Below are 13,119 nucleotides of genomic sequence, written 5' to 3'. Positions count from 1 at the left end.
TCTGGCTGGAGAAAGGCACTGACCTGTCCGTGCACACCGCCGAGGACCTCCAGCGGATCGCCGACACCCTGAACCAGAGGCCACGCCCTACCCTGGATCTGCAAACCCCAGCCCAACGGCTGAACCAACTGCTGACCCAGGCAGCCTGACCACCCGTTGCTTAGACCGCTGGACCTTGAGCGCCAGGGAAGTGCAGGTTCGGCTGCATACCTTGGGAAACCTGCAGCCGCGCAGCCCCCCGTCGGCGCCGTCCCGTAGGTTTGCGCGAGTGACCAGGACGTACGCCGACAAGGGGCTCTTCGTCTGCTTCGAGGGCGGCGAGGGCGGCGGCAAGTCGACCCAGTCCCGCATGCTCCGTGAGTGGCTGGAGGCCGAGGACCACACCGTCCTGCTGACCTTCGAGCCCGGTGACACCCCGGTCGGCAAGAGCCTGCGCCAGATCGTGCTCGACCCCGCGACCGGTGAGATCAGCAACCGCACCGAGGTGCTGCTGTACGCCGCCGACAAGGCCGAGCACGTCGACACCGTCGTCCTGCCCGCGCTCGAGCGAGGCGAGGTCGTCATCACCGACCGGTACGTCGACTCCTCGCTCGCCTACCAGGGCGCCGGCCGCGTCGAGGACCTCGCCGGGGTCGAGGCCGTCCAGCGGTGGGCGACCCGCGACCTGCGGCCCAACCTGACGATCGTGCTCGACCTCGAGCCGAGCGAGGGTCTCGGTCGCTTCGAGGCCCGCGACCGGATCGAGGGCGAGTCGCTGGAGTTCCACCAGCGCGTGCGCGCGAAGTTCCTCGAGCTCGCCGAGGCCGACCCGGACCACTACCTCGTCCTGGATGCCCGGCGTTCGATCGACGACCTCCACCGCGCGATCGTCGAGCGCGTCCGCTTCCTGCTGCCCCAGGCCCGCGCGTGAGCATCTGGACCACGCTCGTCGGCCAGCGTCCGGCGATCACCGCGCTCTCCCACGCCGCCCGCGGCGACGGGATGACCCACGCCTGGCTCTTCACCGGCCCGCCCGGGTCGGGCCGCTCCAACGCGGCCGTGGCGTTCGCGGCCGCGCTCCAGTGCCCCCAGCAGGGCTGCGGCAGCTGCCACCAGTGCCGCACGGTCGTCGCCGGCAGCCACGCCGACGTCTCCGTCGTCCGCACCGAGAAGCTGTCCATCGGCGTCTCGGAGGTCCGTGACCTGGTCCGCAAGGCGGCGCTCACGCCGATGGGCGAGCGCTGGTCGATCCTCATCGTCGAGGACGCCGACCGGCTCACCGAGCAGGCCTGCAACGCGCTGCTCAAGGCGATCGAGGAGCCCAACGGCCGCACCATCTGGATGCTCTGCGCACCCACCGTCGACGACGTCCTCCCCACGATCCGCAGCCGCTGCCGCCTCGTCACGCTCTCCACGCCGACCACGCCCGAGGTCGCGGCGTTCCTCAACGCCAAGGGCATCGAGGAGCCGTTGGCGACGTACGCCGCCCGCGCCAGCCAGGGCCACATCGGCCGGGCCCGCGCGCTCGCCTTCGACGCCGACGTGCGCGAACGCCGCCGGCAGGTCGTCTCCATCCCGGCCCGGCTGACCGACCTGGGGCGCGCCATGAGCGCTGCCTCGTTGCTCGCCGACACCGCGAAGGCCGAGGCCGACGCGATCACCTCCGAGCTCGACGCGCGCGACAAGTCCGACCTCGACGCGGCGTACGGCGTCGTCGAGCGGGGCCGCCGTCCGCGGGAGTACGCGCCGGCCCTGCGCGACATGGAGAAGGACCAGAAGACGCGCGCCAAGCGGCGCCACCTCGACGTCATCGACCGCGGGCTGACCGACCTGATCTCGGTCTACCGCGACGCGATCGCGGTCGCCACCGGGGCGCCCGGCGGCCTGGTCAACGAGGAGATCCGCGACGACGTGCTCGCGCTCGCTGCGGCCTCGAGACCCGAGCTGAACCTGCGGCGGATCGGCGCGATCTTCGCGGCGCGCGAGCAGATGTTGGAGTTCAACGTCCCCCCGGCGCTGGCGCTGGAGTCCATGATGGTGGCGCTGATCGCGCCTTCGCGATGAGTCACAGGAGCTAGGAGTCGGTATGCGCAGGTCTCTCGTCGGCGGGCTGGCTGCCGCTGCCCTCCTCCTCACCGGCTGCTTCGACGCCGGCGGCACGGCCACCGACTCGAACGGGTCGCACCACCACGGCTCGACGTCGTCGGGCGCGGGCGCCGGCTCGCTCAAGGCCTACTACCGCCAGAAGCTCGACTGGACCCACTGCGGCGAGGACGTCTGCGCCACCCTCAAGGTGCCCGTCGACTACGCGCACCCCGGCGGCGCCAGCATCGGGCTGAACGTCGAGAAGGCCAAGGCCACCGGCGACCGTGTGGGCGCGCTCGTGGTCAACCCGGGCGGCCCGGGCGCCCCGGGCGTCGGTCTCGCGTCGAGCCGGTCCGACTACTTCGGGCAGGCGCTGATCTCGGCGTACGACATCGTCGGGTTCGACCCGCGCGGGACCGGTGGCTCCGATCCCATCGACTGCATGAGCGACCAGCAGGTCGACCGGTACGTCGCCGAGGACCCCGACCCGGACAACGCGGCCGAGGTGAAGCAGTTCACCAGGTCCGCACGGCAGTTCTGGAACGGCTGCAAGACCCGCTCCGACGGGCTCGTCGGCCACGTCAGCACGATCGACGCCGCGCGTGACATGGACATCCTGCGCGCCGCGCTGGGGCAGAAGAAGATGGACTACTTCGGCTTCTCCTACGGCACCAAGCTCGGTGCGACGTACGCCGAGCTGTTCCCGCGGCGCGTCGGCCGGATGGTCCTCGACGGCGCCATCGACGTCGCCCTGTCCACCCGCGAGAGCTCGCTGCACCAGGCCGCCGGCTTCGAGACCGCGCTGCGCGCCTACGTCGGCAACTGCGTGAGCTCGGGGAGCTGCTTCCTCGGCGACACCGTCGAGGCGGGCCTGCAGCGGATCAAGTCGCTGTTGAACCACATCGACACCCACCCGCTCCCGACCGGCTCCGGGCGCGAGCTGACGGTCGGCAACGCCTTCTACGGCCTGGTGATGCCGCTCTACGCCCGCAGCATGTGGACCTACCTCGACACCGGGCTGAAGAAGGCCATGGCGGGCGACGGCTCGGTGCTCCTGGCCCTGGCCGACGCCTACACCTCCCGTGGCTCGTCCGGCGGGTACTCCGACAACAGCCTCGAGGCGATCAGCGTGATCAACTGCGAGGACTCGTCCTGGTCGGTCGCGCCGAGCGCCGTCGCCTCCGAGCTGCCGGCCTTCCTCAAGGCGTCACCGACCTTCGGATCGGTCTTCGCGTGGGGCCTGACCGCCTGCCACGGGATGCCGTTCAAGGCGGCCCCGCCGCTCAAGATCGACGCGGCCGGCGCGCCGCCGATCGTGGTCATCGGCACCACGCGCGACCCCGCGACTCCCTACGAGGAGGCCGTCGCGCTGTCCAAGGAGCTCACGTCGGGCGTGCTGCTCTCCCGCGACGGCGACGGCCACACCGGCTACAACAAGGGCAACGCGTGCATCGACGACGCCGTCGAGGGCTACCTCATCCGCGGTGACGTCCCTGCCGACGGCAAGCGCTGCTGAGGGCGCTCAGCCAGCTTGGGCAAGCCGCAGGCCGCCTGCTCTGCCCAGCGTCCCGTTGCTCCATCGATGTACTTAATCTAGAGTAGAAAACATGACCGCCGAGCCAGCCGTTGCGCCCGTGCGGCACGTGCCGGGCGAGGAGGGCCTCTGGGTCTTCGTCCTCGGCGACATGACGATCTTCGGGCTCTTCTTCGGCACGATCCTCACCACCCGGGCCAAGCAGCCGGAGATGTTCGCGGCGTCACAGGCACACCTGCACCCGGTGCTCGGGATCCTCAACACGGTCCTGCTGCTGACCGCGTCGCTGCTCGTCGTACGAGGCCTGCGCGGAGCGCGTCACGGCAGGGGAGTCGCTCGCGGTCCGGTGCTGCTCGCCCTGATCTGCGCGCTCGGCTTCGCCGCGGTGAAGGTGACCGAGTACGTCCTGCTCGCCGGCGACGGCTTCGCGCCCGGCACCAACGACTTCTTCATGTACTACTTCGTGTTCACCGGCATCCACCTCGCCCACCTCGCGATCGGTGTCGGCGTGCTGACGTTCCTGGCGCGCACCGCGCGCCTGGCCGAGCTCACCGAGAAGCGGGTGCTGGCCGTCGAGTGCGGCGGCGTCTACTGGCACATGGTGGACATGCTGTGGCTCGTCCTGTTCCCGCTGCTCTACCTGGTCAGGTGACGGCGATGCTCCGACGACTGATCGCCGACCGCCAGCTCGTGGTCTGGCTCGTCCTCGTCCTGGCCACCGGCCTCACCGCGACGCTAGGCCTCGAGGAGCACGGCTCGAGGGCCTGGGTCGGCGTCGCGCTGATCGGCATCGGCGTGGTCAAGCTGCGCCTGGTCGCCATGCACTTCATGGAGGTCCGGGACGCGCCGCCGGCGCTGCGGCTCGTCCTGGAGGCGTACGCCGGCGTCCTGTTCTGCGCCCTCGCCGGCATCTACCTGTTCGCCTAGCGGCGAGACCGTTCAGCTGTGGCTGACGCGGTCGTCGTACGCCGCACGCTTCGACTGGTCGACGTCGAGGAACGTGTCGTAGGCGCCGAGGCGGCGGTTCACGAAGTCGCGGACCTTGCGGCCCATCAGCGGCTGCGTGAAGAAGATGCCGCGCAGCGCCTTGGGGGCGTAGACGTCCTTCTGCTTGGTCTCGATCGCCTTGGCGATGCCGTTGGCGACGTCCTGCGGCTCGACGTTCTTGAGCAGCTTGGTGCCCTTGGTGCCGGCGATCAGGTCGGTGTTGGTGAAGGACGGCATCACGCAGGTGAAGTCGACGCCGGTGCCGGCGTACTCGATGCGCGCACCCTCGGTGAGGCTGACGATGCCGGCCTTGTGCGAGCAGTAGTTCAGCCCGCCGGGGACGCTGGCCTTGCCCGCGCTCGAGGAGACGTTGACGATGTGGCCGCCGCCCTGGGCGATCATGTCGGGCAGCGCGAGCCGCATGCCGAGGGTCGGGCCGAGCAGGTTGATCTCCATCGAGCGGCGCACGACCGACTCGGGGATCTCCAGGAAGTGGCCGATTGGCATCACGCCGGCGTTGTTGACGAGCACGTCCAGGCCGCCCATCGCGGTCTTCGCGCCGTCGAGGAACGCCCGGAACGAGTCGGTGTCGGTCACGTCGAGCGCGAAGGCGCTGACGTCCGGGCCGATCGTCGCGGCGGCCGCCTTGGCCACCTCGAGGTCGAGGTCGCCGATCGCGACCAGTGCGCCGCGCCGGTGCAGCTCCGTGGCCGTGGCCAGGCCGATGCCGCGGGCCGCGCCGGTGATGGCGATCCGCTTGCCGGCAAGACGCCGGACTCCCGCTGAGCTCATGGATATCTCCCGTGTTTTCGAATCGGAGTTCAGAGATCGGATCGACTCGCCGACCCTCTGGACGTCCAACATAACTCAGGTTATGGTGTTGTGACCACGGGCACGGCGCAAGATTTTCGAGAGAGGCACGGCATGTATCCAGGAGTTCACGCGGCGACCAGCCCCGACAAGCCGGCGGTCGTGATGGCGTCGACCGGCGCGGTGCTGACCTACGCCGAGCTCGAGGGCCGGTCCGCCGCCCTCGCCGGCGCGCTGCACGACCTCGGTCTGCGCAAGGGCGACGTCGTCGCGATGCTCGCGGACAACGCGGCCGAGTGCTTCGTCATCTACTGGGCCTGCCTGCGCACCGGCCTCTACATCACGCCGGTCAACCGCAACCTCGCCTCCGACGAGGTCGCCTACATCGTCGACGACAGCGGCGCCAGGGTCCTGCTGGCCTCCGCCGGTGTCGCCGCCCTCGCGGCCCAGACCCTGCCCAAGCTGAGCGGCGGCGCCGCGACGTACGCCTTCGGCGGCGCGGTCGAGGGCTACGCGTCGTACGACGACCTCCTGGCCGGTACGACGACGCGGCTGGTCGACCAGCCCCGCGGCTCGGACATGATGTACAGCTCCGGCACCACCGGCCGGCCGAAGGGCGTCAAGCAGGCCATGCTGCCGATCCGGGTGGACGAGCCGGGCGACCCGATCGCCGGCCTCCTCGGCGGCCCGTTCGGTGTTGGCGCGGACGACGTCTACCTCCAGCCGGCGCCGATCTACCACGCCGCACCGCTGAAGTGGTCCGGCGCCGTCCAGGCCCTCGGCGGCACCGTGGTGATGCTGGAGAAGTTCGACGCCGAGGCGTGCCTCGCCGCGATCGAGGAGCACCGGGTCACCTGCGCGCAGTTCGTGCCGACCATGTTCGTCCGGATGCTGCAGCTCCCCGAGGAGACGCGCAACGGGTACGACGTCTCGTCGCTCCGCCTCGCCGTGCACGCGGCCGCCCCGTGCCCGCCCGAGGTCAAGCAGGCGATGATCGACTGGTGGGGCCCGATCGTCATGGAGTACTACGGCTCCACCGAGCAGAACGGCATCACCTTCATCTCGAGCCCCGAGTGGCTGACCAAGCGCGGCTCGGTGGGCCGGGGGATGATCGGCGTCGTCCGGATCTGTGACGACGAGGGCAACGAGCTCCCGGCCGGCGAGGTCGGCACGGTCTACTTCGAGCGCGAGACGCGGCCGTTCGAGTACCACAACGACCCGGAGAAGACCCGCGAGGCGTGCCACCCCCTGCACGACAGCTGGACCGCCGTCGGCGACATGGGCTACCTCGACGAGGACGGCTACCTCTACCTGACCGACCGCAAGGCGTTCACCATCATCTCCGGCGGCGTGAACATCTACCCCGCCGAGGTCGAGGCGGTGCTCACGCTGCACCCGAAGATCTACGACGTCGCCGTCATCGGCGTGCCCGACGCCGAGATGGGCCAGAGCGTCAAGGCCGTCGTACAGCTCAAGGACCCCGCAGACGCGTCCGACGAGCTCGCCCAGGAGCTGATCGACCACACCCGTGAGCGGATCGCGCGCTTCAAGGCGCCCCGCTCGGTCGACTTCACCGACGAGATCCCGCGTCTGCCCACCGGAAAGCTGCTCAAGCGTGAGCTCGAGAAGCGCTACACCACCGCAGGAGTCTGAACATGACCATCACCGCCGTACCGCGAGAGTTCCACCCCTACCGCGTCTCCGACCTCTCGTTCTGGGCCCTGACGGCCGAGGAGCGCGAGGAAACCTTCGCCAAGCTGCGCGCCGAGGCGCCGATCAGCTGGCAGCCCACCATCGAGGGCGCGCTGATCCCGCCCGAGAACGAGGGCATCTGGATCGTCACGAGCCACGAGCTGGTCACCTACGTCAGCAAGCACCCCGAGCTGTTCTGCTCCGGTCAGGGCTTCCAGATGGAGGAGGTGCCCGAGGACATCAACGAGGCCGCCGGCAGCTTCCTCGGCATGGACGCGCCGCGGCACCCCGTCGTACGCCGCCTCGTCAGCTCGGCGTTCACGCCGAAGCGGGTCCAGACCATCAAGGACCAGATCGACCGGCAGGCCGCCACCATCGTCGACGAGCTCCTGCAGACTACCGAGGGCGACTTCGTCCAGCAGGTCTCCAAGCGCCTGCCGATGTGGACCATCTTCGAGATGCTCGGGCTGGAGGACCAGGCCAAGCGCGACGAGGCCGCGCACCACGCCGACGGCATGGTGTCGTGGAACGACGAGGAGGTCGCGGCCGGCCGCGAGCCGGGCGAGATCCTCAACGAGTCGCTGGTCGGTCTGCTGATGCTGGGCATGGAGTTCGCCGAGGAGCGCCGGGCCAACCCCAAGGACGACGTGATGACCGCGCTGGTCAACGCCGAGATCGAGGGCGTGAAGCTGACGGACGAGGAGATCGGCGCGTTCTTCGTGCTGCTCTCGGTCGCGGGCAACGACACGACCCGCAACTCGATCAGCCTGATCACGCGGGCGCTGCAGCAGCACCCCGACCAGAAGGAGCTGCTCCTCGAGGACTACGACGGTCGCATCGGCATCGCGATCGAGGAGTTCGTGCGCTGGGCGAGCCCGGTGATGACCTTCCGTCGTACGGCGACGCAGGACACCGAGCTGGGCGGCGCGCAGATCCGCAAGGGCGACTGGATCGGCATGATCTACTCCTCCGCCAACCGCGACGAGTCGGTCTTCGAGGACCCGCACACCTTCGACGTCCTCCGCGAGAAGAACCCGCACGTCGGCTTCGGCGGCGGCGGCCCGCACTTCTGCATGGGCAACTTCGTCGCCAAGATGCAGCTGCGGGCGATCTTCAAGGAGCTGCTCTTCCGGGCGCCGAACCTCCAGGTCGGGGAGCCGGAGTACCTCACCGGCAACTTCGTCCGCGCCGTCAAGCGCATGCCCTACACCCTGGGCTGAGGCCCGCTCCCCGAAAGGCTCGCCATGACCACCACCGCGGCACCCGCCACCTCGACCACCCCGGAGCCGGGGGCCGTGATCTCGCGGCTCCGGGGCACTTTCGCCACCGGCCGCACGCGCAGCTACGAGTGGCGCGTGCGCCAGCTCGAGGCGCTCGGGCGCCTGCTGGAGGAGCGCGAGCGCGACATCGTCGAGGCGGTCAAGGCCGACCTCGGTCGCAACGACTTCGACTCCTGGTTCGGCGACGTCGCGCCGCCCAAGGGGGACGTCGAGTACGCGCTCAAGCACCTCAAGGCCTGGATGCGGCCGGAGCGCCGCAAGGTGCCGCTGGTGCACAAGCCGATGTCGGCGCGGATCCAGTACGAGCCGCTCGGCGTGGTGCTGGTGATCGGCCCGTGGAACTACCCGGTCAACCTCTCGCTCGGCCCGGTCGTCGCCGCGCTCGCGGCCGGCAACTGCGTCGTGCTCAAGCCCTCCGAGGTCGCCCCGGCGACGTCGCGGCTGATGGCGGAGCTGATCCCGGCGTACCTCGACAACGACGCGGTCGCCGTCGTCGAGGGCGACGGCGTGGTCACCCAGGAGCTGCTGGCGCAGGGCTTCGACCTGGCCTTCTTCACCGGTGGTACCGAGATCGGCCGCAAGATCATGGCGGGTGCGGCGAACACGCTGACGCCGGTGATCCTCGAGCTCGGTGGCAAGAGCCCGGTGTTCGTCACCCCGGACGCGGACCTCGACGTCACGGCCCGGCGGATCGCCTGGACCAAGCTGCTCAACAGCGGTCAGACCTGCATCGCGCCGGACTACCTGCTCGTGCACGAGTCGGTCCGCGACGAGCTGGTCGCCAAGATCGGCTCGGCCCTGGTGACGATGAGCGAGGGCGAGCCCGCGAAGCGCAAGATCGTCAACCAGCGCCAGTACGACCGGCTCACCAGCTATCTCGCCCAGACCCGCGGAACCATCGCCGCCGGCGGGGAGACCGACGACGCCGCCTGCGCGATCGCGCCGACCGTGCTGGTCGATCCGGCGCTGGACGAGCCGGCCATGACCGAGGAGATCTTCGGCCCGATCCTGCCGGTGTGCACCTACACCGACCTCGACGCCGCGATCGACCTGGTCAACAGCCGCTCCAAGCCGCTCGGCCTCTACGTCTTCAGCGGGAGCCGCAAGGTCGCCGACAGCATCATCGAGCGCATCCCCGCCGGTGGTGCGGTGATCAACCACTGCGCCATGCACTACCTGGTGCCGAGCCTGCCCTTCGGCGGAGTCGGCGCCAGCGGCATGGGCTCGTACCACGGCGAGTGGGGCTTCTGGGCCTTCAGCCACCGCAAGTCCGTGGCCGTCAAGCCGACCCGGCCGGACCTGCGGATGGTCTACCCGCCGTACTCGGAGAAGACCCAGAAGCTCCTTCGCCGCATGTTCTGAGGAGGGCTCAGCCCTTCTTGGCGGCCTTGCGCTTCTCGGCGCGCGCGGTGCGCTGGGCGTCGGCCAGGATCGACTCCAGAGACCAGAGCAGCTTGCTGCGGTCGTGGTGGTCGGAGATCATCTCGAAGCCGGCGAGGGTGGCCAGGCCCCAGGTGGCGTAGGCGTCGGCGTGCTCCGGTCCGACGAGGGCCTCCATCGCCTCGTAGACCACCAGGTAGCGGCCCTCGTCGACCCTGCGCTGGACGTCGGCGACGTTGTCGTCGACGCCGGACCACACCCGGATCGCTCGCTCGGTCTGGTGCAGCAGGTCGCTGGCTCGCTGCGCCAGGAGCGTGAGGCGCTCGACGGGGTCCTCGGTCTGGCGGGCGATCAGCACGGTCTGGTCGGTGCGCTCGGCCAGCCAGTTGGCCAGCAGGGCGTCGGTGAAGTCCTGCCAGTTGTCGAACGAGTGGTAGAACGACCCGGTCGTCACGCCGAGCTTCTTGCACAGGGCGGCGAGCTTGAGGGCGCCGTACCCCTCCGACGCGAGGATCTCGTTGGCGGCGCCGAACCACGACGCGCGCAGCTCCTCGTTGCGGCGTACCGGCTTCTCCGTCATCGACCCTCCCTTGTCGGTGTGCGCGCCAGCCTAGGCGACGCTCTGGCGGTGCGTGCTCATCCGGTGATGTCGCGGCCGATCAGCCGGCGCGCGACGATCCAGTGCTGCAGCTCGTTGGCGCCCTCGAAGATCTCCAGGATCTTGGCGTCGCGGTACATCTCCTCGAGGCGGACCGACTCGCCCGACTCCGAGACCTTCCGGGCGAACCCGAGTGCGCCGTGGATCTGGATCGCGTCGCGGGCCACGTCGACGGCGAGCCTGGTGCCCAGCGCCTTGGCCATGGCGGCCTCGGGCTCCGCGGTGGCGTCGCCGGTGTCGAGGAGGTACGCCGCCTTCTGGTACATCGACCGCGCGGCCTCGATCTGCGCCGCGTGCTGGGCGAGCGTGAACTGCCAGTGCTGCATCGCGCCGAGCGGGCGGCCGAAGACCTCGCGGGTCTGCAGCCGGTGGACCGCCAGGTCGAGCCCCGCCTGGGCCACGCCGACGCCGGCCGCGCCGATGCCGATCCGTCCGCGGACCAGCGCGGAGAGCGCGACGCCCATGCCGCGGCCGGGCTCGCCGAGCACGTGGCTGTGCGGCACGAACACCCCGTCCAGCACGATGTCGGCGGTGATCTGGCCGCGGTGGCCCATCTTCTTGTCCGGCTCGCCGATCCGTACGCCGGGGGCGTGCAGGTCGATCAGCAGCATGGTCGCGCGGTCGCCGTCCTTGCCGTCGCGGACCAGCATGGAGGCCCAGCGGGCCACCACGCTGTTGGTGATCCACCGCTTGCGACCGGTCACCGTCCAGCCGCCGGTCGCCGGTTCGGCGTACGTCTGCAGGCGCTGGGCGGTGAGGTCGGAGCTGGTCTCGGGCTCGGTGGTCGCGAACGCGAACGACGTGGCGCCGGCGACCAGCTCGGGGACGAGCTCGTCGCGCACGTCGGCGGTCGCGTGGGTGAGGGTCTGGGGCACGAGGATGCACTGCCCGTCGTAGACGCCGGCCATGGAGGAGGAGTGGTAGGCGATCTCCTCGGTGACGGTGCACGTCGCGAGCATCGGGAACTCCAGCCCGGCGCCGTGGGGCGCGGCGAACGGCACCGCGAACAGCCCCTCGGCGGCCAGGCCCCGGAACGCCTCCCAGTGGAAGCTGTCGCGGGACTCCTCGCGCTCGCCGATCACCCGCGCCACCGGGGCGAGGTGCTTCTCGACGGCGGCCCGCGCGTTGCGGCGTACGTCCACGGTCTCGGCCGGGAGCCAGGCGTCGTGGGTCATCCGGTCCTGGGTGCGTCCAACGGTTTCCATGCGTTCTCTCCCTAGCGACATAAGTTGACTTATGTTAGCGTCCGAAGCAACGGAGCGCACCTGTTGTGCTCACCTGATTCCAAGGAGCAGGCCATGGCCTTCAAGGACGCGGACGAGGTCCGCACGTACATCGGCAGCGTCTTCCAGGCGGGCTTCGACGACCCCGAGCTCGGCCCGCGGCTGGAGGCCTCCGGCATCGTCGTGAAGTTCGCCTTCACCGAGCCCGACACGGACCTGGTGATCGACATGGGCAGGAAGGAGATCGGCGAGGGTCCGGGCATGGCCGAGCCGGCCGCGACCATGCGGATGACCGCCGACCTCGGCAGCGCCTACTGGCAGGGCAAGGTCAACCTGCCGCTGTCGATGGCCCGCGGCAAGATCAAGGTCGACGGCAACGTCGCCAACCTGCTCAAGCTCGCGCCGCTGGGCAAGAAGCTCTTCCCGAAGTACGTCGAGACGCTGCGCGCCGCCGGTCGTGAGGACCTGATCGTCAGCTGACGCCGTAGTGGTCGACGCCGTCGCTCGCGGAGCGGGTGACGGCGCCGGCCCCCTCCAGCACGTGGAGGTGCGCCGCGACCTCGAGGACCGCGGTCATGGCGTGCGTGGTCTCCAGCTCGTCGAGACGGCGCTCGCGTCGGGTCCAGGTCATCGCTGTCGCGATGGCGTACGCCGTCGTGTGGCCGGTGTCGACCAGCTCGCGGACGACCGCCAGGCGGTCGTCGTGGTGGCTGATCAGCTCGTGGGCCCTCGTGGCGGCCGTGCTGGTGGGCTCGCCGTGGGCGGGGAGCATCCGGGCGTGCGGGAGCTCGGTCACGATGCGCAGCGAGTCCAGGTAGCTGGTCAGCGATGCCGGGTCCGGCTCGCGCTCGTAGGCGATCGACGGCGTGATCCGCGGGAGCACGTGGTCGCCGGTGAGCAGGAGGTCCTGCTCCGGGACCTCGAAGCAGACGTGGCCGCGCGTGTGGCCGGGCGTCGCAAGGGCGCGGACGCTGAGGCCGCCGAGGTCGAAGGTCTCGTCGTCGTCGATCCAGGCCGCCGGCAGGTCGAAGTCCATCGCCCGCTCGTGCGGCTCGACCGGGATCGCGCCGACCCGCCTGGCGAGGTCCTTCGCGCCGGCGCGCTCGAGCAGGCCGACCTGCCGGGGAAAGGCGCCGTCCAGCGTCCGCCATGCGTCGATGCTCGGGTCCTCGCCCTTGCCGAGGTGGACGGGTACGTCGTACGCGCGCTGCCAGGTGATCGCCTGCGTGTAGTGGTCCCAGTGGTGGTGGGTGACCAGGACCCGGGCGATGTCGCGAGGCGTGAGGCCGAGCTCGTCGAGGCCGTCGCGCAGGGCGCGGTCGGTCTCGGGGGAGCTCCAGCCCGGGTCGACCAGGACGGTCTCGTCGGTGCCTCGCAGGACGTAGCAGCTGACGCTGGTCAGCCCCTCGAGCGGCAGGGGCAGCCGGATCATCGCGACCTCGGGACTGATGCGCTGGACGACCGTCATGCACTATTCTTAATCTAGATTCA

General features: G+C 70.2%; 13 protein-coding genes and 1 pseudogene. 10 read left to right on the top strand and 4 right to left on the bottom strand.

Annotated features, from left to right (window positions below; genetic code table 11):
• The 6 genes and pseudogenes from ACYVJ3_RS03410 to ACYVJ3_RS03385 form a co-directional block, all read left to right on the top strand.
• A pseudogene (locus ACYVJ3_RS03410) lies at nucleotides 1–149 on the top strand (IS30 family transposase); the annotation flags it as partial.
• Nucleotides 150–268: 119 nt separating this feature from the next.
• On the top strand, nucleotides 269–910 hold the full coding sequence (gene tmk / locus ACYVJ3_RS03405; RefSeq protein WP_460851083.1) for a dTMP kinase: 642 nt from the start codon (nucleotides 269–271) through the stop codon (nucleotides 908–910).
• Nucleotides 907–2,043, top strand: a complete 1,137-nt coding sequence (locus ACYVJ3_RS03400; RefSeq protein ID WP_460851082.1) for a DNA polymerase III subunit delta' — start codon at nucleotides 907–909, stop codon at nucleotides 2,041–2,043. The genes tmk and ACYVJ3_RS03400 overlap by 4 nt, the downstream gene beginning before the upstream one ends.
• A 22-nt stretch (nucleotides 2,044–2,065) precedes the next feature.
• Complete coding sequence (locus ACYVJ3_RS03395; protein WP_460851080.1) at nucleotides 2,066–3,580, top strand: alpha/beta hydrolase; 1,515 nt, start codon at nucleotides 2,066–2,068, stop codon at nucleotides 3,578–3,580.
• A 91-nt stretch (nucleotides 3,581–3,671) separates the two neighbouring features.
• Nucleotides 3,672–4,250, top strand: a complete 579-nt coding sequence (locus ACYVJ3_RS03390) for a cytochrome c oxidase subunit 3 (protein WP_460851079.1) — start codon at nucleotides 3,672–3,674, stop codon at nucleotides 4,248–4,250.
• Between the two features lie 5 nt (nucleotides 4,251–4,255).
• On the top strand, nucleotides 4,256–4,525 hold the full coding sequence (locus ACYVJ3_RS03385; RefSeq protein ID WP_460851077.1) for a cytochrome C oxidase subunit IV family protein: 270 nt from the start codon (nucleotides 4,256–4,258) through the stop codon (nucleotides 4,523–4,525).
• Nucleotides 4,526–4,537: 12 nt separating this feature from the next.
• On the opposite strand, the gene ACYVJ3_RS03380 is transcribed toward ACYVJ3_RS03385, so the two are convergent.
• Complete coding sequence (locus tag ACYVJ3_RS03380; RefSeq protein WP_460851076.1) at nucleotides 4,538–5,377, bottom strand: SDR family oxidoreductase; 840 nt, start codon at nucleotides 5,375–5,377, stop codon at nucleotides 4,538–4,540.
• A gap of 132 nt (nucleotides 5,378–5,509) precedes the next feature.
• On the opposite strand from ACYVJ3_RS03380, the gene ACYVJ3_RS03375 reads away from it, so the two are divergent.
• The 3 genes from ACYVJ3_RS03375 to ACYVJ3_RS03365 are packed head-to-tail and all read left to right on the top strand — an operon-like array spanning nucleotide 5,510 to nucleotide 9,729.
• Nucleotides 5,510–7,048 (top strand): acyl-CoA synthetase, encoded by a 1,539-nt coding sequence (locus ACYVJ3_RS03375; protein WP_460851075.1) that lies wholly within the window; start codon nucleotides 5,510–5,512, stop codon nucleotides 7,046–7,048.
• A 2-nt stretch (nucleotides 7,049–7,050) separates the two neighbouring features.
• A complete protein-coding gene (locus ACYVJ3_RS03370; protein WP_460851073.1) occupies nucleotides 7,051–8,307 on the top strand; it encodes a cytochrome P450 in 1,257 nt (418 codons plus the stop codon).
• Nucleotides 8,308–8,331: 24 nt separating this feature from the next.
• Complete coding sequence (locus ACYVJ3_RS03365) at nucleotides 8,332–9,729, top strand: aldehyde dehydrogenase family protein (RefSeq protein WP_460851072.1); 1,398 nt, start codon at nucleotides 8,332–8,334, stop codon at nucleotides 9,727–9,729.
• 7 nt (nucleotides 9,730–9,736) lie between these two features.
• Here ACYVJ3_RS03365 and ACYVJ3_RS03360 read toward each other — a convergent pair whose 3' ends face one another.
• Entirely contained in the window at nucleotides 9,737–10,327 is a 591-nt protein-coding gene (locus ACYVJ3_RS03360; protein ID WP_460851071.1) for a TetR/AcrR family transcriptional regulator, read from the bottom strand.
• 56 nt (nucleotides 10,328–10,383) lie between these two features.
• Entirely contained in the window at nucleotides 10,384–11,610 is a 1,227-nt protein-coding gene (locus tag ACYVJ3_RS03355; protein ID WP_460851070.1) for an acyl-CoA dehydrogenase family protein, read from the bottom strand.
• A 93-nt stretch (nucleotides 11,611–11,703) separates the two neighbouring features.
• Here ACYVJ3_RS03355 and ACYVJ3_RS03350 point away from each other — a divergent pair, with 93 nt between their 5' ends.
• Nucleotides 11,704–12,108 (top strand): SCP2 sterol-binding domain-containing protein, encoded by a 405-nt coding sequence (locus ACYVJ3_RS03350; RefSeq protein WP_460851069.1) that lies wholly within the window; start codon nucleotides 11,704–11,706, stop codon nucleotides 12,106–12,108.
• Here the strand turns inward: ACYVJ3_RS03350 and ACYVJ3_RS03345 are convergent.
• A complete protein-coding gene (locus tag ACYVJ3_RS03345) occupies nucleotides 12,101–13,096 on the bottom strand; it encodes an MBL fold metallo-hydrolase (protein ID WP_460851068.1) in 996 nt (331 codons plus the stop codon). The genes ACYVJ3_RS03350 and ACYVJ3_RS03345 overlap by 8 nt on opposite strands.
• Nucleotides 13,097–13,119 lie beyond the last annotated feature (23 nt).

The sequence above is a fragment of the Nocardioides montaniterrae genome (genome assembly GCF_054782655.1).
Note: the sequence above shows the minus strand (reverse complement) of the source record. Positions and strands in the feature narration are given on the sequence as shown.

What these genes read in the sequence shown, in the direction of transcription:
- ACYVJ3_RS03395 (WP_460851080.1), top strand. Translation starts at nt 2,066, where the DNA reads ATGCGCAGGTCTCTCGTCGGCGGGCTGGCTGCCGCTGCCCTCCTCCTC.
- ACYVJ3_RS03390 (WP_460851079.1), top strand. Translation starts at nt 3,672, where the DNA reads ATGACCGCCGAGCCAGCCGTTGCGCCCGTGCGGCACGTGCCGGGCGAG.
- ACYVJ3_RS03385 (WP_460851077.1), top strand. Translation starts at nt 4,256, where the DNA reads ATGCTCCGACGACTGATCGCCGACCGCCAGCTCGTGGTCTGGCTCGTC.
- ACYVJ3_RS03380 (WP_460851076.1), bottom strand. Translation starts at nt 5,377, where the DNA reads ATGAGCTCAGCGGGAGTCCGGCGTCTTGCCGGCAAGCGGATCGCCATC.
- ACYVJ3_RS03375 (WP_460851075.1), top strand. Translation starts at nt 5,510, where the DNA reads ATGTATCCAGGAGTTCACGCGGCGACCAGCCCCGACAAGCCGGCGGTC.
- ACYVJ3_RS03370 (WP_460851073.1), top strand. Translation starts at nt 7,051, where the DNA reads ATGACCATCACCGCCGTACCGCGAGAGTTCCACCCCTACCGCGTCTCC.
- ACYVJ3_RS03365 (WP_460851072.1), top strand. Translation starts at nt 8,332, where the DNA reads ATGACCACCACCGCGGCACCCGCCACCTCGACCACCCCGGAGCCGGGG.
- ACYVJ3_RS03360 (WP_460851071.1), bottom strand. Translation starts at nt 10,327, where the DNA reads ATGACGGAGAAGCCGGTACGCCGCAACGAGGAGCTGCGCGCGTCGTGG.
- ACYVJ3_RS03355 (WP_460851070.1), bottom strand. Translation starts at nt 11,610, where the DNA reads ATGGAAACCGTTGGACGCACCCAGGACCGGATGACCCACGACGCCTGG.
- ACYVJ3_RS03350 (WP_460851069.1), top strand. Translation starts at nt 11,704, where the DNA reads ATGGCCTTCAAGGACGCGGACGAGGTCCGCACGTACATCGGCAGCGTC.
- ACYVJ3_RS03345 (WP_460851068.1), bottom strand. Translation starts at nt 13,096, where the DNA reads ATGACGGTCGTCCAGCGCATCAGTCCCGAGGTCGCGATGATCCGGCTG.